This window comes from Streptomyces sp. NPDC058198 (assembly GCF_042882605.1).
Classification (GTDB): Bacteria; Actinomycetota; Actinomycetes; order Streptomycetales; family Streptomycetaceae; genus Streptomyces.
This window is the reverse complement of the sequence record NZ_JBHVVP010000006.1, coordinates 182,005-205,833: the sequence shown is the minus strand read 5'-3', so window position 1 is coordinate 205,833 and position 23,829 is coordinate 182,005. Positions and strand designations below refer to the sequence as shown.

Sequence of the window (23,829 nt, the reverse complement as noted above, 5' to 3'; positions counted from 1 at the left end):
CTCACTTGCACATGCCAAACAAATAAGTGATCCAGGCCACAGTGGGCGCGGCTTCGCCCTCGCGGGAGACCGCTCGCGCGGGCCGGCCGGTGGCGGTCGGCGACTGTCAGTGGGCTGCGGCATCATCGGGGATGTGACGCGACGCCTGATGCTCCTCGACACCGCTTCCCTCTACTTCCGCGCCTATTTCGGGGTTCCCGATTCCGTACGGGCCCCGGACGGCACCCCGGTCAACGCGGTGCGGGGCCTCCTCGACTTCATCGCACGACTGGTGCAGGACCACCACCCGGACGAGCTGGTGGCGTGCATGGACGCCGACTGGCGGCCGCAGTGGCGGGTGGACCTGATTCCCTCCTACAAGGCCCACCGGGTGGCGCAGGCGCGTGCGGAGGGGCCGGACGAGGAGGAGACGCCGGACACGCTGGCGCCGCAGGTCCCGGTCATCGAGGCGGTACTCGACGCGCTCGGCATCGCCCGGGTCGGTGTCGCGGGGTACGAGGCGGACGACGTGATCGGCACGCTGGCCGGCCGGGCGACGGGCCCGGTGGACATCGTCACCGGCGACCGCGATCTCTATCAGCTGGTCGACGACGCCCGGGGCGTGCGGGTGCTGTATCCGCTCAAGGGGGTCGGGACGCTCCAGCTCACGGACGAGGCGGCGCTGCGCGAGAAGTACGGCGTGGACGGCCCCGGCTATGTCGATCTGGCCCTGCTGCGCGGCGACCCGAGCGACGGGCTGCCCGGCGTGCCCGGGATCGGCGAGAAGACCGCGGCCAAGCTGCTCGACGCCTTCGGCGACCTGGCGGGGATCATGGCGGCGGTGGACGATCCGCGCTCGAAGCTCACCCCCTCGCAGCGCAAGCGGCTCGACGAGGCCCGGGCCTATGTGGCGGTCGCGCCGACGGTGGTGCGGGTCGCCGGTGACGTACCCCTGCCGGATTTCGACCCGGCGCTGCCGGCCGCACCGCGTGATCCCGCCGCCCTCGACGCCCTCGCCGAGCGGTGGGGACTCGGTGGGGCACTGCAACGGCTCCTCGTCACCCTCCAGCGCTGAAGTGCTAGGTTAGGCAAGCCTAAGCAGCGCGAGAGTCAGGGGAGACCATCGTGGCAGAACAGCCGGCCCGCAAGGCACCGCAGGCACGTGAGGCGCAGGTCGTGCGCACCGAGTGGATCACCCCGCACATGGTGCGTCTCGTCCTGGGCGGTGAAGGGCCGGCGGAGCTGGGAGCCGGTGAGTTCACCGATCACTACATCAAGGTGCTGTTCGCGCCCGAGGGTGTGACCTACCCCGAACCGTTCGACATGGAGCGGATCCGCGCGGAGTTCTCTCGCGACCAGTGGCCCACCACCCGTACGTACACCGTGCGGGCCTGGGATCCGGCGGCCGGGGAGATGACCGTCGATTTCGTGGTGCACGGCGACGAGGGCCTGGCCGGACCGTGGGCGGCGCGCGCGAAGCCGGGCGACACGATGCGCTTCCTCGGCCCCGGCGGCGGATACGCGCCGGACCCGGCCGCCGACTGGCATCTGCTGGTCGGTGACGAGAGCGCGCTGCCCGCCATCGCCGCGTCGCTGGAGCGGGCCCCGGCGGGCGCCGTCGTGCGTGCCTTCGTCGAGATCCCCGGCCCCGCGGAGGAGCAGAAGATCACGACTCCGGACGGGATCGAGATCACCTGGCTGCACCGCGGCAGCCGTCCGGTGGGCGAGGCCCTGGTCGCCGCCGTGCGCGGACTGGACTTCCCCGACGGTGACGTGCACGCCTTCGTGCACGGCGAGGCCGGTTTCGTGAAGGAGCTGCGCCGTCATCTGCGGATGGAGCGGAGCATCCCGCGCGAGCGGCTGTCGATCTCGGGCTACTGGCGGCTCGGCCAGACCGACGAGGCATGGCGGGCCGTCAAGCGCGAGTGGAACGAGCAGGTGGAGCGCGAGCAGGAGAGCGCGGCCTGAACTGACGGCCCGACGACGACGGAACCCCGGCGCGGACAGCAGGTCCGCGCCGGGGTTCCGTCGTTTCTCCGACCTCCCCCGGCCGGAACCGGCCGGGACGGGCCGGCATCGCGGAACTCCCGGAAAATAGCCGGCCCCCACGACCAATCCATCGGGGCCGCGGCTCCGAATCCCTGGTGGAGTCTGCTCGGATTGCTCGAAGGACGCGTTCGTACCGTGGAGGAAAGCCGCGTGAAAGAAGCCGTACACATCGGCGGACCCGCTTCGGCGGGGCCCGATCTGCAGGAACTGATGGGCGAGGTCGCCCGGGGCGACCAGGAGGCCTTCGCGCGCGTGTACGACGTGGTCTGCGGCCCCGTCCTGGGACTGGTGCGCTCCGTCCTGCGCGACCCGGCCCAGTCGGAGGAGGTGGCCCAGGAGGTGCTGCTGGAGGTCTGGCGTACCGCCACCCGCTTCCAGCCCACCCGTGGCAGCGCCATGACCTGGGTGCTCACCCTCGCCCACCGCCGGGCGGTGGACCGGGTGCGTTCGGCCCAGGCCTCCAGCGACCGGGAGCACAGAGCCGCGCTGCTGGACCGGACCCCGGCCTTCGACGAGGTCACCGAACAGGTGGAGGCACGCCTCGAACGGGAGCAGGTGCGGCGCTGTCTGCGTACCCTCACCGAGCTTCAGCGCCAGTCCGTGACGATGGCGTACTACCAGGGGCTGGCCTACCGGGAAGTGGCCGAGCTGCTCTCGGTCCCGCTGGGCACGGTCAAAACTCGCCTGCGCGACGGTCTGATCCGGCTGCGCGACTGCTTGGGGGTGACCGCATGATCACCGCGGATCTGCACACGCTGACCGGCGCGTACGCACTGCACGCGCTGGCGCCGCAGGAGCGCGCCGACTTCGAACGGCATCTGGAGGCATGCCCGGCCTGTTCCCAGGAGGTACGCGAACTGGCCGCCACCGCGGCCCGGCTGGGGCAGGCCGTGACCGTGACACCGCCTCCCGCCCTGAAGGAGGTGGTGCTCCGCCGGATCGCCACCGAGCGGCAGGACCCGCCGAGGGTCACCCCGCAGTCCCGCCCCGGCGGCGGCGCGGCCCGGGGACGCGCGCTGTCCCGCCTCGCCCTGGCCGCGTGCCTGGCAGCGGCGGCCGCGTTCGGCGGGGTCGCGGTGTGGCAGCACCAGGAGGCGCGGGACGCGCAGCGGCAGGCACAGGCGTCGCAGCAGCGGGCCGAGGCGCTGGCCACGGTGCTCGCCGCGCCGGACGCCAAGATCACCACCGGAAAGCTGACGGACGGCGCGACCGGTACGGTCGTGGTCTCGCGTGACCGGGACAAGGCCGCGTTCATCGCGTCGGGGATGCCGAAACCGCCCAGCGGCAAGGTCTATCAGCTCTGGTACAACGACGGCGGGAAGATGCGCGCCGCGGGCCTGATGGACCCCGCGAACGGCTCGGATGCCGTACTGATGGCCGGCCCCGTTGGCGCGGCCTCGGGTATGGGCATCACGGTGGAACCGGCGGGCGGCTCGGCGCAGCCCACCTCCGACCCGCTGGCCCTGATGAACTTCCCGACCGCGTAAGGACAGGTCCATGAGCGTTGCGGTGGTGCTCTTCACCTCGGATCTGCGGGTCCACGACCAGCCGGTGCTGCGCGCCGCCCTGCGCGCCGCCGATGAGGTGGTACCGCTGTTCGTGCGCGACCGGGGGATCGGGGCGGCGGGCTTCGACGCCCCCAACCGCCTGGCCTTCCTGGCCGACTGCCTGGCCTCGCTGGACGCCGGGCTGCGGGCGCGCGGCGGCCGGCTGGTGGTCCGTACGGGTGAGGTCGTCGAACAGGTCTGCCGGATGGTGCGCGAGAGCGGAGCGGGTCAGGTCCATGTGGCGGGCGGGGTGAGCGGGTACGCGGTGCGCAGGGAGGAACGGCTGCGTACGGAGCTGGGGAGCGCGGGGGTCCGGCTGGTGGTGCACGACGCGGTGATCACCGCTGTGCCCCCGGGGCAGATCGTCCCCTCGGGCAAGGACCACTTCGCGGTCTTCACCCCGTACTTCCGCCGCTGGGAGGGGACCAGGACGCGCGAGGTGCTGGACGCGCCCCGGACGGTACGGGTGCCCCCCGCGATCTGCGGCGGCCCGCTGCCGGAGTGGGGCGCGGTCGAGGGGGTGTCACCCGGCCTCGCCCAGGGCGGCGAGGAGGTGGGCCGCACGCTGCTGACGTCGTGGCTCGCCGGCGGGATCGGGTCGTACGAGGACCGGCACGACGACCTTCCGGGCGATGCCACCTCCCGGCTCTCCCCCTACCTCCACTTCGGCTGTCTCTCGCCGGTGGAGCTGGTCCACCGGGCGCGGCGCAGGCGTAGTGCGGGGGCGGCGGCGTTCGAGCGCCAGCTGGCCTGGCGGGACTTCCATCACCAGGTGCTGGCGGCCCGCCCGCAGGCGGCGTGGGCGGACTACCGGGAGCGCGGCGACCGCTGGCGTACGGACGAGAAGGAGGCCTCCGCCTGGCGGGCGGGGCGTACCGGATACCCCGTCGTCGACGCGGCCATGCGCCAGCTGCTGTACGAGGGCTGGATGCACAACCGCGGCCGGCTGCTGGTGGCGAGCTTCCTCACCAAGACGCTGTACGTGGACTGGCGCGTCGGCGCGCGCCACTTCCTGGATCTGCTGGTGGACGGGGACCTCGCCAACAACCAGCTCAACTGGCAGTGGGTGGCGGGCACCGGCACGGACACCCGGCCCAACCGCGTCCTGAATCCGCTCACCCAGGCCAAGCGGTTCGACCCCCTGGGCGACTACGTACGGCGCTGGGTGCCGGAACTGGCCGGCCTGGAGGGGCCGGCCGTCCACCAGCCATGGCTCCTGGCGGGCCAGGACCGGGCCAGGATCGACTATCCGGACCCGATCGTGGCTCTCGCCGAGGGACGGGACCGGTTCGCGCGGGCCCGCGGCCCCGGCGACGACACCGTCTAGGTCCTGTCCGGTCGGACAGGACCTAGCTTTCGCGTGGCGGGCGCGGGAAGAAGCCGCTGGTGCGGGCGGTGTACTCGGCGAAGCCGGGGCGGTCCGCCATATGCCGTTCCAGCAGGCGCTTCCCGCTGCCGTTGATCAGCAGGTAACTCATCACCAGCGGGCTCACCACGGTCGCCGCGGCCACCACCGGGGCGTCGCAGACGATGAGGAACAGCCCCCACCAGATACAGAAGTCACCGAAGTAGTTGGGGTGCCGGGTCCAGCTCCACAGCCCGCGGTCCATGAGGCGGCCCTTGTTCGCGGGATCCGCCCTGAAGCGGGCGAGCTGCCAATCCCCCACCGCCTCGAAGAACAGTCCGGTCAGCCAGAGCGCGCAGCCGGCGTACGCGACGGGGCCGGTCCTTCCGGGGATGTACTGCGCCGCCTGTACGGGCAGCGAGACCAGCAGCACCAGCAGGCCCTGGAGCAGATAGACCATGCGCAGGGCGTAGAGATTCCGGTGGCCCGGCGCCTTGGCGAGCATCGCCTCGTACCGCGGATCCTCGCCGTGCCCACGCCCCCGCGCGGCGATATGGCCCGCCAGACGCAGCCCCCACACCGCTGTCAGCACGGTGACCAGGAGCCGCCGTCCGTCGTCCCCCTGTCCCGCCGAGGCGCCGTACGAGACGAGCGCGACCGCCGTGAACCCGAGGCCCCAGGCGATGTCGACGATCCGGTGCGGCCCCCTGACGACGGCGACGGCGAAGGTGATGAGCATGACGGCGAGGGCGGCGGCCGCGGCGGGGCCGACCCCCTGCCCGAACGCCGCCCACGGGTAGCCGCTCAGCGTCTGAGGGCCCGTCATCGGGAGGTCTCCTCCTTGGTCAGCAGCATCTGCTGCACATCCAGGTAGCCGGAGCGGAAACCCGCCTCGGAGTAGGCGAGATAGAAGGTCCACAGGCGCCGGAAGGTCTCGTCGAAGCCGAGGGCGTCGACCCGCGGAGCCTGTTCGGTGAAGCGTTCGCGCCACAGGCGGAGCGTTTCGGCGTAGTGCGGTCCGAAGCCGTCACGGCCGGCCATCCGCAGCGTGGTGCGCTCGGCGGTGATCCGCTCGATCGCCTCGGTCGACGGCAGCAGCCCGCCGGGGAAGACGTACTTCTGGATCCAGGTGAAGGTGTCCTTGGAGGCGAGCATGCGGTCGTGCGGCATGGTGATCGCCTGGAGGGCGATCCGGCCGCCGGGCACGAGGAGCCGGTCCAGCGTCAGGAAGTACTCCGGCCAGAACTCCGCGCCGACGGCCTCGATCATCTCGACGCTGACGATGGCGTCGAAGGTGCCCTCCACCCGGCGGTAGTCGCGCAGTTCGACGGTGACGCGGCCCTCGGCTCCCGCCGCGCGGACACGTTCGCGCGCCAGCTCCCGCTGCTCCTGGGAGAGCGTCACGGTGAGCACCCGCGCGCCGCGCGCCGCCGCGCGGATGGCCAGTTCGCCCCAGCCGGTGCCGATCTCCAGCAGCCGGGTGCCCGGCCCGACCCGTGCCTCGTCGAGCAGCCGGTCGATCTTGCGGTGCTGGGCGGCGGCCAGCAGGGACCGGTCGGCGGGGAAGCCGCGGAAGAGGGCCGAGGAGTACGACAGCGTCTCGTCGAGGAACAGCGCGAACAGCTCGTTGGAGAGGTCGTAGTGGCGGCTGATGTTGTCGCGCGAGCCCTCGGGGGTGTTGCGCTGGGCGGCCGGCTGCTTCGGCGCCCATACCGCGCGCAGGGTCTGCAGCGGCGCCGGGACCAGGTGCGCGGCCCGCTCGGCCAGCACGGTCAGGACGCCGACCAGGTCCGGGGCCTGCCACTCACCGGCCATGTAGGACTCGCCGAAGCCGATCAGCCCGCCGGCCCCGATCCGGCGGAAGAACGCCTTCGGCTCCCGTACCTCCAGCAGCGGTCCGCCGAGCCCGAGCGTCTCGGCGCCGCCGAGCCTGACCCGCAGCGGAAGCCTGCCGAGCGCGTGCCGCACGACCCGCTCGGCTATGGCCGTACGGAGCCAGGAGGCGCGCGGCTGTCGCGCCACATCGGGCCAGCGCAGCTCGTCGACCACGGCGGGCCGCGCCGGTGCCTGGGACGCGGGCGGCGGGGCGGCCCCCGGGGATCCGGGCGACGCCGGGGATACGGACACGCTCACTTGACACCTTCCTGGGGGCGATGACGGGGACGGGGCCGCACGGGAAGTCCGCGCAGCCAGAGCCGGATGCCGTGCAGCCGGATGGAGGCGGAGACGACGGCGGTGGACCACGGGTGGCGCAGAGCGGTGCGCACCAGGGTCCGGGTCGTGGCGGGGCGCCGCTCGCCCCGTACGGTCGCGGTGAACGAACGGCCGCCGGGCCGCTCCAGATGGACCGTCAGGCTGAGCCGCTCGTCCGCTTCCGGCAGCCGCATGGTGTAGCCGCCGTCGACCGGGAAGAACGGCGAGACGTAGAACTCCTTGTCCACCGTGGCCCGGCCGGCGCCGTCGGGCTTCAGCAGATAGCAGTGCCGTTCGCCGTACGTGTTGTGGACCTCCGCGACGACGCAGAGCGGCTCGCCGTCGGGTCCGTGGCACCAGTAGAGGGTCAGCGGATTGAACACATGGCCGAACACCCGGGCGTGGGCGAGCATCGTCACCCGGCCGCCGGCCAGCTCGATCCCCCGGGCGGCGAGGAAGGATTCCAGGCCCGCCCGGATCGTCGGCTGTGCGCCGCCGAAGTGGTCGCGGGCGTCGAAGCGGGCGAGCGGGCGCAGCGGCCGGGGCAGCCGTGGCGGCCGGTCGGGGTCGATCAGCCACATATAGGTGCGGTGGCGCAGGGCGTAGCGGCGGGGCGCGGTCCGCACATGGCTGACCGTGCAGGTGTAGAGGGCCGGGACGGTGATCACGGACGGGGTGGTGCTCCGCGCGGACGGGACGGTGGTGCTCACCACGTCACTCCCAGGGCCGCGGCCGCCTCGACGCCCGAGCGGCAGCCGTCCTCGTGGAACCCCCAGCCGTGATACGCCCCCGCGTAGGCGGTGACCGGGCCGCTGAGCGCGGGCAGCCCCTCCTGGGCGGCGACCGATTCCGGGGTGTAGACGGGGTGTTCGTACACCATGCGGGCGAGGACCCGCTCCTCGTCGACGCGGTCGGCGCCGTTCAGGGTGACCACATAGGTCTCCGGGGCGTCGAGCCGCTGGAGCCTGCTCATGTCGTAGCTGACCCGTACGGCCTCGGCGCCCGCGTCGCAGGAGGGCATCAGATAGTTCCAGGAGGCGCGGGCGCCCGCGCTGCGCGGCAGCAGACGCGTGTCGGTGTGCAGCTGGGTGGGGTTGCGGGAGTACCGGAACGCGCCGAGCACCCGCCGCTCCTCCTCGGTGGCGTCGGCCAGCAGCCGCAGTGCCTGGTCGGGATGGACCGCGATGACCACGGAGTCGTACCGCTGGGCGGTGCCGTCGGCGGCGACGATCTCCACACCGTCCGCGTGCCGGTGCACGGCCCGTACGGCGGTAGAGGTGTGCACGGCGTCCAGGCGCTTGGCGACCTGCTCCACATAGGAGCGCGAGCCGCCGCTGACGGTCCGCCAGACGGGCGAGCCGCTGATCGCCAGCATGCCGTGGTGCGCCATGAAGCGGAACAGATAGCGGGCGGGGTAGCGCAGCGCCGTCCGCGCGTCGCAGGACCAGACAGCCGAGACCAGTGGGGTCATGAAGTGGGAGGTGAAGTACGGCGAGAAGCGGCCCTCGGCGATGAACTCCCCCACGGTCCGCTCCGGCTCCCTGCCGTCGTCGGACGCCAGCAGCGCGCGGGCCCGCCGGTGGAAGACCGGAACCTCGGTGAGCATGCGCAGATAGCGGGGGCGCAGCGCGTTGCGCGGCTGGGCGAACAGGCCGGCCGCGCCGCGCGCTCCCGCGTATTCGAGTCCGCAGCCCTCGCACCGCACGGACATGCTCATCTCCGACTCCTGGGTGGCGACTCCCAGTTCCTCGAAGAGCCTCAGCAGGCGCGGATAGGTTCGCTCGTTGTGCACGATGAATCCGGAGTCGACGCGGTGCACGCGGCCGTCGGCCGACGCCATGTCGTGGGTGTGCGCGTGGCCGCCGAGCCGTTCCTCCGCCTCGTACAGCGCCACTTCGTGCGAGCGCCGCAGTACGTACGCGGCGGTCAGCCCCGCGACTCCCCCGCCCACCACGGCCGTACGCCGGCGTCCGCCACTCATCGCGCTCCCTCACGTCCTGCTCCGGGCTGTGCCTCTCGGTGGGTATTCGAGGCGGCGGGGACCGGGGATTGGTGTCCGGAGCGATCTTTCTTCCGGCGGTGCGACTTTTAATTCCTTCGGGTGAACGACCAATCCGCCTCGCTTCCCGTGCCGAATGGCCGGTGTGAGTGAAGATCAGAAAGTCTCAACGCCGGAGGCCGGGCGTCCCGTCCGGACGCCGCGCCCGGTGCGGGCTCCGCTCGCCGCGCTGAGCGGGCTGATCACGGGGCTCTCGGCCCTGGCCGTGGCGGAACTGGTCGCGGCCGCGGTGCGGCCCGAGGCCGGTCCGGTCACCGCGGTCGGCGGGGCGGTCGTCGACCGGACCCCTCCGTGGCTGAAGGACTTCGCCGTACGGAACTTCGGGACCAACGACAAGCTCGTGCTGCAGCTCGGCATCCTGGCCCTCCTGGCGGTCTTCGCCATGGCGGTCGGAGTGGTCGCGGCCCGGCACCGGCTGGTCGGTTCTGCGGCGGTTCTGGTCTTCGGCGTGGTCGGGGCGGTGGCGGCGGTCGGGCGGCCCGACGGCAGCCCGACCGACGCCTGGCCCTCGGCCGTGGGCGCCCTGGTGGCCTGCGGTGTGCTGTATCTGCTGGCCGGCCGGCTCGCCTTCCGTCCGTCCCCCGCGGCCGGCGGGACGGACGGAAGCTTCGACCGGCGCGGCTTCGTGATCGCCGCGACAGCCGCGGTCGCGGCATCGGCGGGAGCGGGGGTCCTGGGGCGCCGGCTCAACGCGTCCGGGGCGGCCGAGATCGCCGCGACCCGCGAGGACATCGTCCTGCCGGCGCCGGCCTCACCGGCCCGTCCGGTGCCGGCCGGGGCGGACCTGCGCATCCGCGGTCTCGGCCCGTTCACGACGCCCAACAAGGACTTCTACCGGGTGGACACCGCGCTGGTGGTGCCGCGGATCGACGCCACGAGCTGGCGGCTGAAGATCCATGGCAAGGGCGTCTCCCGGCCGCTGACGGTGAGCTTCGACGATCTGCTCCAACGGGAGCTGATCGAGCGGGACATCACCCTGACGTGCGTGTCGAACGAGGTCGGCGGCCCGTATGTGGGCAACGCCCGCTGGATCGGTGTGCGGCTGGCGGATCTGCTGCGCGAGGCCGGGGTGAGGCCCCCCTCGAAGGGCGGACCCGCCGACCAGATCGTGGCCCGCTCGGTGGACGGTATGACCATCGGCTCACCGGTCGAGACGGTCATGGACGGCCGCGACGCCCTGCTGGCGCTGGGCATGAACGGCGAGCCGCTCCCGTTCGACCACGGCTTCCCGGTCCGGATGCTGGTGCCGGGACTGTACGGCTATGTATCGGCCTGCAAGTGGCTCCAGGACCTCGAACTCACCACGTTCGCCGACTACGACGCGTACTGGGTGAAGCGGTCCTGGTCCCCGCGGGCACCCATCAAGACCCAGTCGCGGATCGACACCCCGCGCCCGTTCGCGAGCCCCAAGGCGGGCGCGGTTCAGGTCGCCGGGGTCGCCTGGGCCCAGCACCGCGGTATCGCCAGGGTCGAGGTACGGGTCGACGGCGGCGCCTGGCAGACGGCCCGGCTGGCGGCCGAGGACACCCACGACACCTGGCGCCAGTGGATGTGGGAGTGGCCGGCCACCAGCGGCAGCCACACGCTCGAGGTCCGGGCCACCGACCGGGACGGCTCCACGCAGACGGACGAGCGCGTCGGGACCGTGCCCAACGGCGCCACCGGCCGGCACTCGGTGGTGGTCGCCGTGACCTGACCGGCCATCAGCCACCGCCGCCGCCTCGCCTCATGAGCGAGCGCCACACCAGCCATCAGCACCCCCCCTGTGCACGACTTTCCGTGCATGACCCTTCAAGGAGATTCCGCATGAACGCCACCCGTTTCCACCGTGCCGCTGTCGCCGTCGTCGGCGCCGCTGTCCTGCCGCTCGCCCTCAGCGCCTGCTCCAGTGACGACGGCAAGGACACCAAGGACTCGGCGTCCTCGGTCGCGCCGCAGGAGTCCGAGAGCATGGCGGACGACGCGGCCGGCTCGTCGGACCAGCCGTTCGGCTCGGCGTGCGCGTCGGTGCCCAAGAGCGGCGCCGGCAGCTTCGACGGCATGTCCAAGGACCCGGTCGCGACCGCCGCGTCCAACAACCCCGACCTCTCCACGCTGGTCACCGCGGTGAAGAAGGCCGGTCTGGTCGACACCCTCAACAACGCCCAGAACATCACGGTCTTCGCGCCGACCAACGACGCCTTCGCCAAGATCCCGAAGGCCGACCTGGACAAGGTCCTCAACGACAAGGCCATGCTGACCAAGATCCTCACCTACCACGTGGTCGGTGAGAAGCTGGCCCCCGCGCAGCTGGAGAGCGGCACCTTCCCGACCCTGGAGAAGAGCACGCTGGCCACGAAGGGCTCGGGCGAGGCGTTCACGGTCAACGACTCCGCGAAGGTCGTCTGCGGCAACGTCCCCACCGCCAACGCCACGGTCTACATCATCGACTCCGTCCTGATGCCGAAGATGTAACCCCGGGTCATGACAGCTATCGGCCCCCGCCGGAGCGTCCGGCGGGGGCCGATCGTCGCGTCGTCAGCCGACCGAGCTGTACGCCACCACTCCGCGCAGCACCGCCTCGACCGCCTTGCGGGCGTTCTTCGCGACCGTGCTGCCCTCGCGGGGCGCGGCCGCGGCGATCTGGCCGAGGACATCGATGACCTGCTTGCACCAGCGTACGAAGTCACCCGCCGGCATCTCCGCCTCGCGCAGCACCTCGTCGAGCCCCTTGCCCGAGGCCCACATGTAGACCGCCCAGGCGAAGCCGAGATCGGGCTCGCGCTGGCCGACCCCCTCCGTCTGACTGATCTTCAGGTCCTCCTCCAGGGCGTCGAGCCGGCCCCAGATACGGACCATCTCGCCCAGCGCGGCCTTCGCCGTGCCCGAGGGGACCTTGGGCGCCACCGCGTCGTCGGACTGCCGGGCCTCGTACACCAGGGCCGAGACGCAGGCGGCCAGCTCGGCCGGGGAGAGTCCTTCCCACACCCCGTCGCGCAGGCACTCGCTGGCGAGCAGATCCAGCTCGCCGTAGAGACGGGCCAGCCGCCTGCCGTGCTCGGTGACCTCGTCGCCGCGCAGATAGTCCAGCTCGGTGAGGAGCGCGACAATCCGGTCGAAGGTACGGGCGATGGTGTTCGTCCGGCCCTCGATCCGCCGCTCCAGCTGCCGGGTGTCCCGCTGCAGCCGGTGGTAGCGCTCGGCCCAGCGGGCGTGGTCCTCGCGCTCGTCGCAGCCGTGGCAGGGGTGGGCCCGCAGATCCGCCCGCAGCCGGGCGATCTCCCGGTCGTCGGCGGCGGGCGCCCGCTCCTTGCGGTGCCGCTCGGGCACGATGTGGCCGGCCTTCGTGCGCAGGGCGGAGGCCAGATCGCGGCGCGACTGCGGCGAGCGCGCGTTGAAGGACTTGGGGATCCGCATCCGCTCCAGCGCCTCGACCGGCACCGGGAAGTCCATCGAGGCCAGCCGCTTGACCTGCCGCTCGGCGGTCAGCACGAGCGGGCGCGGCCCGTCCTGATACTCGAATCCGCGGTGTCCGTTGGCACGTCCGGCCGGCAGGCCCGGGTCGAGGACCAGCGCGAGACCGGCGAACTTCCCGGTCGGCACATGGATGACATCGCCCGGCTTGAGCTTCTCCAGCGAGGAGGCGGCGGCGGACCTGCGCTGCGCCACCCCCTGTTTGGCCAGGTCGGTCTCGCGGTCCTTGAGGTCGCGGCGCAGTCGCGCGTACTCCTCGAAGTCCCCCAGATGGCAGGTCATGCCCTCGCGGTAGCCGTCGAGCCCCTCTTCGTTCTTCTGCACCTGCCGGGAGATCCCGACGACCGACTTGTCGGCCTGGAACTGGGCGAAGGAGGTCTCCAGCAGCTCGCGCGAGCGGTGCCGGCCGAACTGCTGCACGAGATTGACGGCCATGTTGTACGACGGCCGGAAGCTGGAGCGCAGCGGATACGTCCGGGTTCCGGCGAGCCCGGCAAGGGCGCCCGGGTCCATGCCGCGCTGCCAGAGCACCACCGCGTGGCCCTCGACATCGATGCCCCGGCGTCCCGCCCGGCCGGTCAGCTGGGTGTACTCACCGGGGGTGATGTCGGCGTGCTGCTCGCCGTTCCACTTGACGAGCTTCTCCAGCACCACGGACCTGGCCGGCATGTTGATGCCGAGCGCCAGGGTCTCCGTGGCGAAGACCGCCTTGACCAGACCGCGGACGAACAGCTCCTCGACGACCTCCTTGAAGGTCGGCAGCATCCCGGCGTGGTGCGCGGCGATGCCCCGCTCCAGGCCTTCCAGCCATTCGTAGTAGCCGAGGACATGGAGGTCCTCGCCGGGGATGGAGGCCGTACGCTCCTCGACGATCTCGCGGACCCGCCGGCGCGCGTCGTCGTCGTTGAGCCGCAGTCCCGCGTACATGCACTGCTGGACGGCCGCCTCGCAGGCGGCCCGGCTGAAGATGAAGGTGATCGCGGGCAGCAGGCCCTCGGAGTCGAGACGCTCGATGACCTCGGGCCGGGAGGGCGTCCAGATCCGGCTGCGCTGCCGGCGCTCGCGCTCCCGGTCCGCCTCGCGGACCATCTTCCCGCGCCGGCGCTCGCGCGGGTTGTACGTGCGCTGGTTCTCCATCCGGGCCAGCCGGACGAGATCGGGGTTGACCTCCCTCTTGGCGACGCCGCGGCCGCCGTGGTCGGTCTCCTCCTCGAAGAGGTCGTACATCCGGCGTCCGGCCATCACATGCTGCCAGAGCGGCACGGGCCGGTGCTCGGAGACGATCACTTCGGTGTCGCCACGGACGGTGTCCAGCCAGTCACCGAACTCCTCGGCGTTGGAGACGGTCGCCGAGAGCGAGACGAGCGTGACCGACTCGGGGAGATGGATGATCACCTCTTCCCAGACGGCGCCCCGGAAGCGGTCGGAGAGGTAGTGCACCTCGTCCATCACCACATAGCCGAGCCCGAGCAGCGACCGGGAGCCCGCGTAGAGCATGTTCCGCAGGACTTCGGTGGTCATGACCACCACCGGAGCGTCGGAGTTGACGCTGTTGTCGCCGGTGAGCAGGCCGACCTTGTCGGCGCCGTAGCGCTTGGCCAGGTCGGCGTACTTCTGGTTGGACAGCGCCTTGATGGGCGTGGTGTAGAAGCACTTGCGGCCCTCGGCCAGGGCCAGGTGCACGGCGAATTCGCCGACGATCGTCTTGCCGGAGCCGGTGGGCGCCGCGACCAGCACGCCCTTTCCGGCTTCCAGGGCCTGGCAGGCCTCGATCTGGAAGGGGTCCAGGCCGAAGTCGTACATCTCGCGGAAGGGGGCGAGGGCGGTGGCCTGCTCGGCGGCGCGGATCCGGGCAGCGGCGTATCGCTCGGCTGGGGAGAGGTCCTCTGTCATCTTGCAGTCGAGCCTACCCGTCACCTCTGACAGTCAGCCCGATCTTTAATCCGCGGTACGGAGCACCCGCACGGCGGCCGGTACGCACACGGCGGTGAGCGGCAGCGGGCCCAGCGGCTCGCCGTCGGCGTAGCCGGTGAGGCCCGGTGCGGCCAGGGTGATCCTGGACGCGCGATGGACCGTCACCGCCGGATGGCTCAGATGCGTTCCCCGGTAGACCTTCGGGAAGACCTTCAGCAGCTCCGTACGGGAACACTCCCCCACGACGGTCACATCGAAGAGCCCGTCGTCCAGCGCGGCGCCCGCGCAGATCCGCATCCCGCCGCCGTACGAGGATCCGTTGCCGACCGCGACGAGGGTCGCCTCGATCTCCCGCTCGGTGCCGTCGTCGAGGGTCATCCGGTACGGGACGGGCTTGAAGGCGGCCAGTTCCGCCACCATCGCCAGGTCGTACTTGAAACGCCCGGAGGGCCAGCGCATCCGGTTGCCCCGGTCATTGACGCGCGAGTCGAATCCGGAGGCCAGGACGGTCCCGAACCAGGTCCCGCCGACCCGGCCCAGGTCCACCGGGCGGATGCCGTCACCCTTGAGCGCCCGGGCGGCGAGCCGTCCGGCGGCGGCCGGGTCGCGGACGGGCAGGCCGAGCGCGCGGGCGAAGTCGTTGCCGGTCCCTGCGGCTATGACGCCCAGCGGGGTCGAGGTGCCGGCGACCGCCTGCAGGGCGAGGGAGATCATGCCGTCCCCGCCCACGGCGATCAGCGCGCCGGTGCCGCCGTCGACCGCCTCGCGGGCCCGGCGCAGCGCGTCGCCCGCGTCGGAGCCGAGGACCGTACGGACGGAGAATCCCGCGTCCCGCAGGGCGGCGGCGGCCGGCTGCGCGGCGTGCGCGCCCCGGCCGCGCCCCGCGGTGGGATTCACGAAGAGGGTGATCTCGCTGGTCACCCGGCGGACCCTACAAGGTCAGGTGATGTCGTCGTAACCGTTCAGCCGGTTCGCGCGGCTGCCGTCGGACTGCTCGGGAAGAGAGCCCGACGAGGAGACGGGCTCGATCTCCCCGACGCCCTCGGGGGTCAGATCCAGCTCCGAGGCCTCGTCGTCGTCGAGCCCGGCGTCCGGGTCATTGCGCCTGCGCCGCCGGTCGTTCAGCAGACAGACACCCAGCGCCAGGAAGTAGAGGACGACGATGGGGGCCGCCAGCGACAGCATGGTGAGCGGATCGCCGGTCGGGGTGGCGAACGCGGAGAAGAGCGTGATGCCCAGCACCATGATGCGCCACCAGGAGCCGAGGCGCTTCGCCGACAGCACTCCGGTGAAGTTGAGCAGGACGAGCAGCAGCGGCAGCTCGAAGGCCATACCGAAGACGATCACCATGCGCACCACGAGGTCGAGGTACTCGTCGACCGGCAGCAGGTTGCGGGCGTTCTCCGGAGTGAAGTCGAGCAGGATCGTGGCCGTCTGGGGAAGGATCTTGTACGCGAGGACGGCGCCACCGAGGAAGAGCGGTACACCGACGGCCACGAACGACAGCGCGTACTTCTTCTCATGGCTGTGCAGGCCCGGTGCCAGGAAACCCCAGAGCTGGTACAGCCAGACCGGCGTGGAGAGCACCACACCCGATACGAGGGAGACCTTCAGCGCGATGGAGAAGGGCGCGATCAGACCGTTCACGGTCATGTCCGCGCACGGTGCGCCGTTCTTCTGCTTCACGGCGCCGTCGACACAGCCCACCGAGTCGAGGATCGGCTTCAGCATGAAGTCGATCAGATCCTTGTAGTAGAACGCGGCGATGATCGTGATGACCATGATCGCCAGGACCGATTTCAGCAGGCGGTTTCGCAACTCTCGCAGGTGCTCCGCGAGGGGCATGCGCCCCTCGACGTCTTTCTCCTGCTTGCGGGCAGACTTGAGCAACCCACGTCCCTCGTCTCGTTACAGCGACCGTCGGTGGAGAGCGTCAGCTCTGGGTGGTGCGGTTCGGCTCGCTGACCGGACGGGAGCTGGTGACATCGCCGGGCGCGGCCTGGATCGTCCGCGGAGCGGCCTGCTGCGGGGCGGTGGCGTCGGCGACCGGGTCGGCAGCGGGCGCCGTCGGCTCGTCGTCCTTCTTCATGGCCTTGGCCTCGCTCTTGAGGATGCGGGCCGACTTGCCGAGCGAACGCGCCATGTCGGGAAGCTTCTTGGCACCGAACAGCAACAGGACGACAGCGATGATCAGAACGATCTCGAGGGGCTTCAGATTGCCGATCATGTACGACTTCCTTCTCACTGAGGCGGCTGGCGTCGGGGCTGCCCGTACAACCGAACCGGTGTCCGGCCGTGGTGCTGGCAGCGATCGTAACCCGCTGGAGTAAACGAGGGGCAATGCCTGCGCATACTCCCGACGGCGGCCCGCGCCTCTGTGTCGGGGCCGCGATCATCAGCGTACCGTCCGGGCGGTTGAAGCAGGAGGGTGCGTCGGCGGCCGTATTCGCCGCGGTGCGCAGCTACCGGAGCGCGTCGCCCGTCGCGGCCAGTCGGGTGGCCGCCCGCTCCAGATCCTCGGCGGCCCGGTTGATCGTCTCCGTGGTGGCGGCGACCTGGCGCCCGAGCCGCTGGGCTTCGAGAAAGACACGGATCGCCAGGACACCGAGCACCGCGATACCGCAGAAGCCCAGGGCGATGGCGAGCATGGGCCAGAACATGGGCAGCGCCTCGACCGTTCTAGAGAGGGGAGTGGTCTAGAGAGTGGAGTGGAGGCGCAGCGTCCGCACCCCGCCGCCCGTGAGGAGTTCGACGATGCGCTCACCGGCCGGCTTGCGCACCATGGCCTCGCACTCAGGGCAGGTGAAGGAGTAGAAGGTGGTGCGCCGGCTGGCCCCGATCGCCAGCCGCAGCGCGCCCGCGGACAGCTCGAAGCGGGCACGGCACTCCGGACAGGCCGCCTTGAAGAGGACCGGGACCACGGTCGAGAATCCAGACAGCCCAGACATCGTCGACATATTCCTTGGTTCTCCTTGTCCTCTGCTGGTCATCTTCTGTGCCTTGCCGGCCGTTCGTCGCCGGCCGCTCCCCGCTCAGCCGTCGTAGGCCGCGAGGGCCTCACTCGCCGCCAGCCGCGCGCTGTCGGCCAGATCCCGGGGGGAGACGATCCGCCCGTCCCCGCCGAGTCTCAGCGCCAGCCGTCTGAGCGACGCGGGCGCCGGCGTGCGCAGCGTAATACGCAGCCCGCCGTCGGGAAGTTCGTCCGCGCTGTCGTGCGGGTAGTACTCCGCGACCCACCGGCCGCCGGGACCGACCTCGACCACCACCTCGGGATCCTCCGCGGACGGCTGCACCAGCCCTTCCGACAGATCCCGCAGCTCCAGCTCCGGCGGTGCGGCCGGTGCGTCCAGCAGCCTGACCTCGGCCACCCGGTCGAGCCGGAACGTACGCCGCGCCTCGGAGAGCCGGCACCAGGCCTCCATATAGGTGTGGCCCACGGCGAACAGCCGGATCGGGTCGACCTCGCGCTCGGTCAGCTCGTCCCGTGCCGGGGAGTAGTAGCGCAGCCACAGCCTGCGACGCTCGGAGATGGCCCGGTCGACCTCGGCGAAGACCCCGCCCTCGGACTCGAAGGTCACCGACAGCCGGGAGCTGGCCCCCGCGGCCTCCCCGGCCGCGGTCTCCAGCTTGGCGGTGGCGCGCAGCAGCGCCTGCCGGTCGCCCTCACGCAGCCCCGGCAGGGTGGCGACCGCGCGGGCCGCGACGAGCAGCGCCGTCGCCTCGTCGGCGGCGAGCCGCAGCGGCTCGGCGACATCGTCCGCGTTGTGCCACCAGATGCGGTCGCCGTCGGTGTCGATGTCGAGCAGATCGCCGCCGCGGAAGCTGGTCCCGCACATGGGAAGGACATCGAGGTCGGAGATCAGCTCGTCCTCGGTGATGCCGAAGGCCCGGGCGACATCGCTGACGTGCGCGCCGGGGCGCTCCCGCAGATAGGTCACCAGGGAGAGCATCCGCCGGGTCTGGTCGATGGCGTTGGCAGCCATGGTTGTACGAGTCCCCCTCAGCCCTTGGCCACGGCGCGCAGCCGCTCCAGGACATCGGCCCGCAGATCCGCGGGCTCCAGTACGACCACGTCCGGGCCGAACTCCACCAGCCAGGCGTCGAGGCCGTGCCCGTACGGGATCTCCAGCTCGTCCCAGCCGTCGCCCAGCTCCCTCGACGACAGCGCCCTGGAGCGCAGCGGATAGCCGCTCCCCGAGCGCAGTTTGATCAGCGCGGAGCGGGTCGCGGTCTCCCCCGCCCAGCTCTCCACGGTCTCCCGCACCGTGACCACATCGGGCACGGGGGCGCTGAAGGCCCCGGCGCGGGAGCGGACCCTGCCGGTGATCCGGGAGAGCCGGAAGACCCGCTCGGCCCCGCGGTCGCGGTCCCAGCCGGCCAGATACCAGTGGCCGCGCCAGCACTCCAGTGTCCAGGGCTCGACCTGGCGCTGCTCGGGGCGGGCGGCGTTGGCCTTGCGGTAGTCGAAGATGACGGGGCGCCGGTCGCGGCAGGCGAGCATCAGCGGTTCGAAGGCGGCCTCGTGGACGGGGATGCGGGGTTCGAGGGCGCTGTGGTGGGCTTCGTAGCTGTCCTCCGCCTCCGGCATCCCGGCGGCACGCAGCTTCTGCAGGGCACCGCTCGCCGCGCCGGCCAGCCGGGCCTGCTGCCAGACCTTGGCGGCGAGGCCGAGAGCGGCGGCCTCCTCGGCGTCGAGCGTGATGGCGGGCAGCCGGTTGCTGTCGCGGCGGGCGAGATAGCCGGTCTCGCCGTCGAGGTTCTCCACCGTCTCGATGACCAGGCCGAGTTCGCGCAGATCGTCCTTGTCCCGCTCGAACATCCGGTTGAACGAGTCGTCGGAGCCCGCTTCCAGATACGCCTCGATGGAGCCGCGCAGCTCACGCTTGCTGAGCGGCCGCCGGGTACCGAGCAGGCACAGCGCCAGATTCATCAATCGCTCGGCCTTGGCAATCGCCATCGACGCCCTACCCCTTTGATCGTGCCGGGTCCGCTCGTTGACCGTACCGCCCCGGGGTGTCGCGGCCAAAGCCGAGGGCCCACGCCGGACAGCATGGGCCCTCGGGGTGTCCTGATGTGATCAGACAGCGACCAGATCGCAGACGAAGATCAGCGTCTCGCCCGGCGCGATGGCGCCGCCACCGGCGCCGCGCTCGCCGTACGCGAGGTGCGAGGGGATGGTCAGCTGACGGCGGCCGCCGACCTTCATGCCCTGAACGCCCTGGTCCCAGCCGGAGATGACCTGGCCGACACCGAGCTGGAACTGAAGCGGGGTGCCACGGTTCCAGGAGGCGTCGAACTCCTCGCCGGTGGAGAAGGCCACACCCACGTAGTGGACCTTGACGGTGTCGCCCGCCTTGGCCACCTCGCCGTCACCTTCCCAGATTTCCTTGATCTCCAGATCGGCCGGCGGCTCGCCACCCGGGAAATCGATCTCGGGCTTCTCGATGCTCACTGAACTGCTCCTCTAAATGATGAACGGGGCAACCGGGACAGTCTTACACCTTCGCCAGGACGTCCACGGCGAACACCAGGGTGGAGTTCTTGGGGATGCCCTGCTGCTCCTGGGCGCCGAATGCCTGGTCCGGCGGGATCACGATCAGGATCCGGCTGCCCACCTTCTTGCCGACGATGCCTGTCTTGAGGCCCTTCAGCGTGAGCTGCGGCAGCGGGAAGGTCTGGGTCTTGCCGGTCTTGTACGTGCTGTCGAACTGCTTCTGGCCCTTCCAGAGGTACGCGGCGTAGTTCAGCACGACCGTGTCCGAGTCCTTGATGACCTCGCCGTCGCTCTCCAGCACATAGGAGGAGACCAGCTTCTTGGGCGGGTCGGTCTTCGGAATCGTGACCTTCGGTTCCTTGCCGTCCTCGTTGGTCCCCACCTTGGGCAGGGCGATGTTGTCCTGCGCGACCTTGGTGCCCTTGGCCGTGGTGGGGACCTGGGTCGCCTTCAGGATGTCGACGACGAAGACCAGCGTGGAGTTGGGCTTGATGTCGCCCTGGCCCTGGGCGCCGTATCCGAGCTCCGGCGGGATGCCCAGCTCGACGCGGCTGCCGACCTTCTGGCCTTCGAGGCCCTTGTCCCAGCCCTGGATGACCATGCCGGCACCGAGGGTCAGATCGAACGGCTGCTTCCGGTCAAAACTGTTGTCGAACGGCTTGTCCGAATCCCAGCTCTGCCCCAGGTAGTTGACCTGGATCGCGTCGCCCTTTTTGACTGTCGCGCCGTCACCCTCGCTGAGGACGTCGACCTTCAGCTCCTTGGGCGGGGTGCCCTTACCCTTTTCAAGGGTCGGCTTCTGACCGAACTTGACACCCGCGCTGATCGCGGGAAGTCCGTTCTTGGACGGGGTTGAGTCGGAGCCTCCGTCGTTGCCGCACGCCGCTGTCGACAGCAGCAGCAAGGGGACGACGATCAGGCCGGCAAGTCGGCGCACGTGTTCCTCAGATCTCAGACGGCACAGTAGTTGCCCGACACTCTAGGGCGTGCCAAGGGCCCCGTACGAGATACGTACGGGGCCCGGGTGGCGTTCAGTCAGTGCGTGGTCACATACCGGCGATCAGCTTTTCCACTCGGTCGTCGACGGAACGGAACGGGTCCTTGCAGAGCACGGTGCGCTGTGCCTGGTCATTGAGCTTGAGATGCACCCAGTCGACGGTGAAGTCCCTGCGCTGCTCCTGGGCCCGGCGGATGAAATCGCCGCGCAGCCGCGCCCTGGTGGTCTGCGGGGGCACGGATTTGCCCTCGAAGATCTTCAGGTCGTTGCAGATCCGGGCGGCCTGACCCCGCTTCTCCAGCAGGTAGTAGAGGCCGCGACGGCGGTGGATGTCGTGGTAGGCGAGGTCTATCTGGGCGACCCGCGGATGCGACATGGTCATATTGTGCTTGGCCCGGTACCGCTCGATCAGCTTGTACTTCATGACCCAGTCGATCTCGGTGCCGATCCGGTCGAGGTCCTCCGCGTCGATCGCGTCGAGCGTACGGCCCCAGAGCTCCAGGACCTGATCGACGACGCCGGTGCGGATGCCCCGGCGCTCCACGAAGTCCACGGCCTTCTCGTAGTACTCCCGCTGGACCTCCAGGGCGGAGGCCTCACGGCCGCTCGCCAGGCGCACCTTGCGCTGGCCGGTGAGGTCATGGCTGACCTCGCGGATCGCCCGGATGGGGTTCTCCAGGGTGAGATCGCGCATCACCGTGCCCGCTTCGATCATGCGCAGTACGAGGTCGGTGGCACCGACCTTGAGCAGCATGGTCGTCTCGGACATGTTCGAGTCGCCGACGATGACATGGAGACGGCGGTAGCGCTCCGCGTCGGCGTGCGGCTCGTCACGGGTGTTGATGATCGGACGGGATCGGGTGGTGGCGGAGCTGACGCCTTCCCAGATGTGCTCGGCGCGCTGGCTGACGCAGTAGACCGCGCCTCGCGGGGTCTGCAGCACCTTGCCGGCGCCACAGAGCAGCTGCCGGGTGACGAGGAAGGGGATGAGGATGTCCGCGAGCCGGGAGAACTCTCCATGGCGGGCGACGAGATAGTTCTCGTGGCAGCCGTAGGAGTTTCCCGCCGAGTCGGTGTTGTTCTTGAAGAGATAGACGTCGCCCGCGATTCCCTCCTCGTGCAGGCGGCGTTCGGCGTCGACGAGCAGGCCTTCGAGAATGCGCTCGCCCGCCTTGTCGTGCGTGACCAGTTCGGTCACGTTGTCGCATTCGGGAGTTGCGTATTCCGGATGCGAACCCACGTCGAGGTAGAGACGGGCGCCGTTCCGCAGGAAGACATTGCTGCTGCGGCCCCATGAGACAACACGGCGGAAGAGGTAGCGCGCCACTTCGTCAGGTGACAGTCGGCGCTGTCCCCTGAACGTGCACGTGACGCCGTACTCGTTCTCCAGCCCGAAAATGCGGCGGTCCATGTCTGAACATTACGCCTGATGACCAGAGCTGAAACCGGGTTCGGCCGTAGCGCTTGGATCATTTTCCGTCCGGATGGTGGCATCCGGAGGAGCGCCGGGAACTGCGAGGACCCGCTGAGTGACCACCAGCACCAGCAGCGCGGCGATCCCGCCGGCCCCCGCGACACCGAAGCTCGCCGCGGTGGAGCCGATCTCGACGGCCGGGCCCGCCACGGCCGTTCCCAGCGCGGCGCCGACGCCGAAGGTGGTGACGAGCCAGGAGAACGCCTCGGTGACGGTGCCTCGGGGGGCGTGCCGGTCGACGACGATGAAGGCGCAGGCGATGGCGGGCGCCAGGAAGATTCCGGCGACGGCGCAGAGCGCGGTCATCGCGACCACACCCGGAGTGAGCGTCAGCGGCAGGTAACAGAGAGCCAGCAGGGCGACAATGCCCCGGAGCCTGCGCTCGGGGGCGCCGGCCCACTGTCTGGCCCCGTAGACCACGCCGCCGATCAGCGCGCCGAGGCCGAGGGCCGCCATCAGCCAGCCGTACACGGACTCGCGGCCGTGGTCGTCCGCGTAGGCGACCCCCGCGACGGTGATCGAGCCGAGGGCCATACCGATGAACAGGAACGCGGCCAGCAGGGCGAGCAGCCCGGGTGAGCGCAGGGCGCCGAGCCAGTGCGCCTCGCGGGGTGCGGAGCGCCAGGCGCGGGAGGGCCCGGACAGGACGACGGAGAGCGCGCCGAGCACACCGATCGCGTTGATGACGAGGAGCGCGGCGGCCGGCGACCAGAGCGAGACCAGCAGGGTGACGAACAGCGGGCCGACCGTGAACATGACTTCCTGGGCCACGGCGTCCATGGCGTACGCCCGGTGCACCCGGTCCTCACCGCCCAGGACGCTCGGCCACAGCGCCCGCAGTCCGCCTTCCAGCGGCGGGGTGAAGAGGCCCGCGACCGCCACGGCGCCGTAGGCGGGGAGCAGGAAGCCCGTTCCGACCGCCGCGAAGACCACCATGCCGAGGGCGGAGACAAGGGCGGCGGGGAGCTGCACCCGGGGCTGTCCGAACAGGTCCACGGCCCGGCCGAGCAGCGGCTGGCCGACGGCCGTGGCGATGCCGTAGACCGCCGCCAGCGCGCCGGCGAGCGTGTAGCTGCCGCCCTCGGCGCGGGTGAACAGGACGATCGCGATATGGCCGGTGGCGCTCGGCAGCCGGCCCACGAGCGTGCCGGCGAGCAGCCGTGCGGCGTGCGGTGCCTTGAGAATGTCCGCGTACCCGGCGGCCATGTCCCGCCCCCCATCTTCGTGAGCTCTTCCCCCGGCCCGAGCGGGTTGGGGTTTTACGTATAACGTCCGACGTCATACGTACCATGAGCCCAGTCCGCGGGTCCACCGCGATCTCTCAC

The 23,829-nt window shown here is 70.9% G+C and carries 23 protein-coding genes; 7 read left to right on the top strand and 16 right to left on the bottom strand.

Going from position 1 to position 23,829, the window contains the following annotated elements; genetic code table 11:
* Positions 1-148: 148 nt before the first annotated feature.
* From ACFVWW_RS22100 to ACFVWW_RS22080, 5 genes are all read left to right on the top strand, one after another.
* Complete coding sequence (locus ACFVWW_RS22100) at positions 149-1,054, top strand: 5'-3' exonuclease H3TH domain-containing protein (protein ID WP_384185589.1); 906 nt, start codon at positions 149-151, stop codon at positions 1,052-1,054.
* A gap of 50 nt (positions 1,055-1,104) precedes the next feature.
* Positions 1,105-1,947 (top strand): siderophore-interacting protein, encoded by an 843-nt coding sequence (locus ACFVWW_RS22095; RefSeq protein WP_384330009.1) that lies wholly within the window; start codon positions 1,105-1,107, stop codon positions 1,945-1,947.
* A 231-nt stretch (positions 1,948-2,178) separates the two neighbouring features.
* Positions 2,179-2,763: a sigma-70 family RNA polymerase sigma factor gene (locus ACFVWW_RS22090; RefSeq protein ID WP_386878721.1), complete on the top strand. Its 585-nt coding sequence runs from the start codon at positions 2,179-2,181 to the stop codon at positions 2,761-2,763.
* Positions 2,760-3,515 carry an anti-sigma factor domain-containing protein gene (locus tag ACFVWW_RS22085; protein ID WP_386878720.1) on the top strand — a complete coding sequence of 252 codons (756 nt, stop codon included), beginning with the start codon at positions 2,760-2,762 and terminating at the stop codon, positions 3,513-3,515. The genes ACFVWW_RS22090 and ACFVWW_RS22085 overlap by 4 nt, the downstream gene beginning before the upstream one ends.
* Before the next feature lie 10 nt (positions 3,516-3,525).
* Positions 3,526-4,902, top strand: a complete 1,377-nt coding sequence (locus ACFVWW_RS22080) for a cryptochrome/photolyase family protein (RefSeq protein ID WP_386878719.1) — start codon at positions 3,526-3,528, stop codon at positions 4,900-4,902.
* A gap of 22 nt (positions 4,903-4,924) precedes the next feature.
* Here the strand turns inward: ACFVWW_RS22080 and ACFVWW_RS22075 are convergent, their stop codons facing one another.
* The 4 genes from ACFVWW_RS22075 to ACFVWW_RS22060 form a co-directional block, all read right to left on the bottom strand.
* On the bottom strand, positions 4,925-5,728 hold the full coding sequence (locus tag ACFVWW_RS22075) for a DUF1295 domain-containing protein (protein WP_386878831.1): 804 nt from the start codon (positions 5,726-5,728) through the stop codon (positions 4,925-4,927).
* Between the two features lie 14 nt (positions 5,729-5,742).
* Positions 5,743-6,969: a class I SAM-dependent methyltransferase gene (locus ACFVWW_RS22070; RefSeq protein WP_386878830.1), complete on the bottom strand. Its 1,227-nt coding sequence runs from the start codon at positions 6,967-6,969 to the stop codon at positions 5,743-5,745.
* Positions 6,970-7,049: 80 nt separating this feature from the next.
* Positions 7,050-7,778: a DUF1365 domain-containing protein gene (locus ACFVWW_RS22065; protein WP_386878829.1), complete on the bottom strand. Its 729-nt coding sequence runs from the start codon at positions 7,776-7,778 to the stop codon at positions 7,050-7,052.
* A 41-nt stretch (positions 7,779-7,819) separates the two neighbouring features.
* A complete protein-coding gene (locus ACFVWW_RS22060) occupies positions 7,820-9,094 on the bottom strand; it encodes an NAD(P)/FAD-dependent oxidoreductase (RefSeq protein WP_386878718.1) in 1,275 nt (424 codons plus the stop codon).
* A 226-nt stretch (positions 9,095-9,320) separates the two neighbouring features.
* Here ACFVWW_RS22060 and ACFVWW_RS22055 point away from each other — a divergent pair, with 226 nt between their 5' ends.
* The gene (locus ACFVWW_RS22055; protein ID WP_389679954.1) at positions 9,321-10,868 is read left to right on the top strand and encodes a molybdopterin-dependent oxidoreductase; all 1,548 of its coding nucleotides are present in this window, start codon (positions 9,321-9,323) and stop codon (positions 10,866-10,868) included.
* Between the two features lie 110 nt (positions 10,869-10,978).
* Complete coding sequence (locus ACFVWW_RS22050; protein WP_386878716.1) at positions 10,979-11,626, top strand: fasciclin domain-containing protein; 648 nt, start codon at positions 10,979-10,981, stop codon at positions 11,624-11,626.
* A 63-nt stretch (positions 11,627-11,689) separates the two neighbouring features.
* Here the strand turns inward: ACFVWW_RS22050 and ACFVWW_RS22045 are convergent, their stop codons facing one another.
* From ACFVWW_RS22045 to ACFVWW_RS21990, 12 genes are all read right to left on the bottom strand, one after another.
* Positions 11,690-14,518, bottom strand: a complete 2,829-nt coding sequence (locus ACFVWW_RS22045; protein ID WP_384337260.1) for a DEAD/DEAH box helicase — start codon at positions 14,516-14,518, stop codon at positions 11,690-11,692.
* A 45-nt stretch (positions 14,519-14,563) separates the two neighbouring features.
* Entirely contained in the window at positions 14,564-15,460 is an 897-nt protein-coding gene (locus ACFVWW_RS22040) for a diacylglycerol kinase (RefSeq protein WP_386878715.1), read from the bottom strand.
* 18 nt (positions 15,461-15,478) lie between these two features.
* Positions 15,479-16,429, bottom strand: coding sequence for a twin-arginine translocase subunit TatC (tatC, locus tag ACFVWW_RS22035; protein ID WP_384190534.1), 951 nt, complete (start codon positions 16,427-16,429; stop codon positions 15,479-15,481).
* 43 nt (positions 16,430-16,472) lie between these two features.
* Positions 16,473-16,766: a Sec-independent protein translocase subunit TatA gene (gene tatA / locus ACFVWW_RS22030; protein WP_384190536.1), complete on the bottom strand. Its 294-nt coding sequence runs from the start codon at positions 16,764-16,766 to the stop codon at positions 16,473-16,475.
* Positions 16,767-17,001: 235 nt separating this feature from the next.
* Positions 17,002-17,199 (bottom strand): hypothetical protein, encoded by a 198-nt coding sequence (locus tag ACFVWW_RS22025; protein WP_384190539.1) that lies wholly within the window; start codon positions 17,197-17,199, stop codon positions 17,002-17,004.
* Between the two features lie 36 nt (positions 17,200-17,235).
* Entirely contained in the window at positions 17,236-17,496 is a 261-nt protein-coding gene (locus ACFVWW_RS22020) for a hypothetical protein (RefSeq protein ID WP_384190541.1), read from the bottom strand.
* Positions 17,497-17,571: 75 nt separating this feature from the next.
* Positions 17,572-18,522 (bottom strand): helix-turn-helix transcriptional regulator, encoded by a 951-nt coding sequence (locus ACFVWW_RS22015; RefSeq protein WP_384337256.1) that lies wholly within the window; start codon positions 18,520-18,522, stop codon positions 17,572-17,574.
* 17 nt (positions 18,523-18,539) lie between these two features.
* Positions 18,540-19,496, bottom strand: coding sequence for a helix-turn-helix transcriptional regulator (locus ACFVWW_RS22010; RefSeq protein WP_384190547.1), 957 nt, complete (start codon positions 19,494-19,496; stop codon positions 18,540-18,542).
* A gap of 120 nt (positions 19,497-19,616) precedes the next feature.
* Positions 19,617-19,991 (bottom strand): FKBP-type peptidyl-prolyl cis-trans isomerase, encoded by a 375-nt coding sequence (locus ACFVWW_RS22005; RefSeq protein WP_384190550.1) that lies wholly within the window; start codon positions 19,989-19,991, stop codon positions 19,617-19,619.
* A 43-nt stretch (positions 19,992-20,034) separates the two neighbouring features.
* Positions 20,035-20,970, bottom strand: a complete 936-nt coding sequence (locus tag ACFVWW_RS22000) for an FKBP-type peptidyl-prolyl cis-trans isomerase (RefSeq protein WP_384190552.1) — start codon at positions 20,968-20,970, stop codon at positions 20,035-20,037.
* 109 nt (positions 20,971-21,079) lie between these two features.
* Complete coding sequence (gene pafA / locus ACFVWW_RS21995) at positions 21,080-22,441, bottom strand: Pup--protein ligase (protein WP_384190554.1); 1,362 nt, start codon at positions 22,439-22,441, stop codon at positions 21,080-21,082.
* 9 nt (positions 22,442-22,450) lie between these two features.
* Complete coding sequence (locus ACFVWW_RS21990) at positions 22,451-23,710, bottom strand: MFS transporter (RefSeq protein ID WP_386878714.1); 1,260 nt, start codon at positions 23,708-23,710, stop codon at positions 22,451-22,453.
* Positions 23,711-23,829 lie beyond the last annotated feature (119 nt).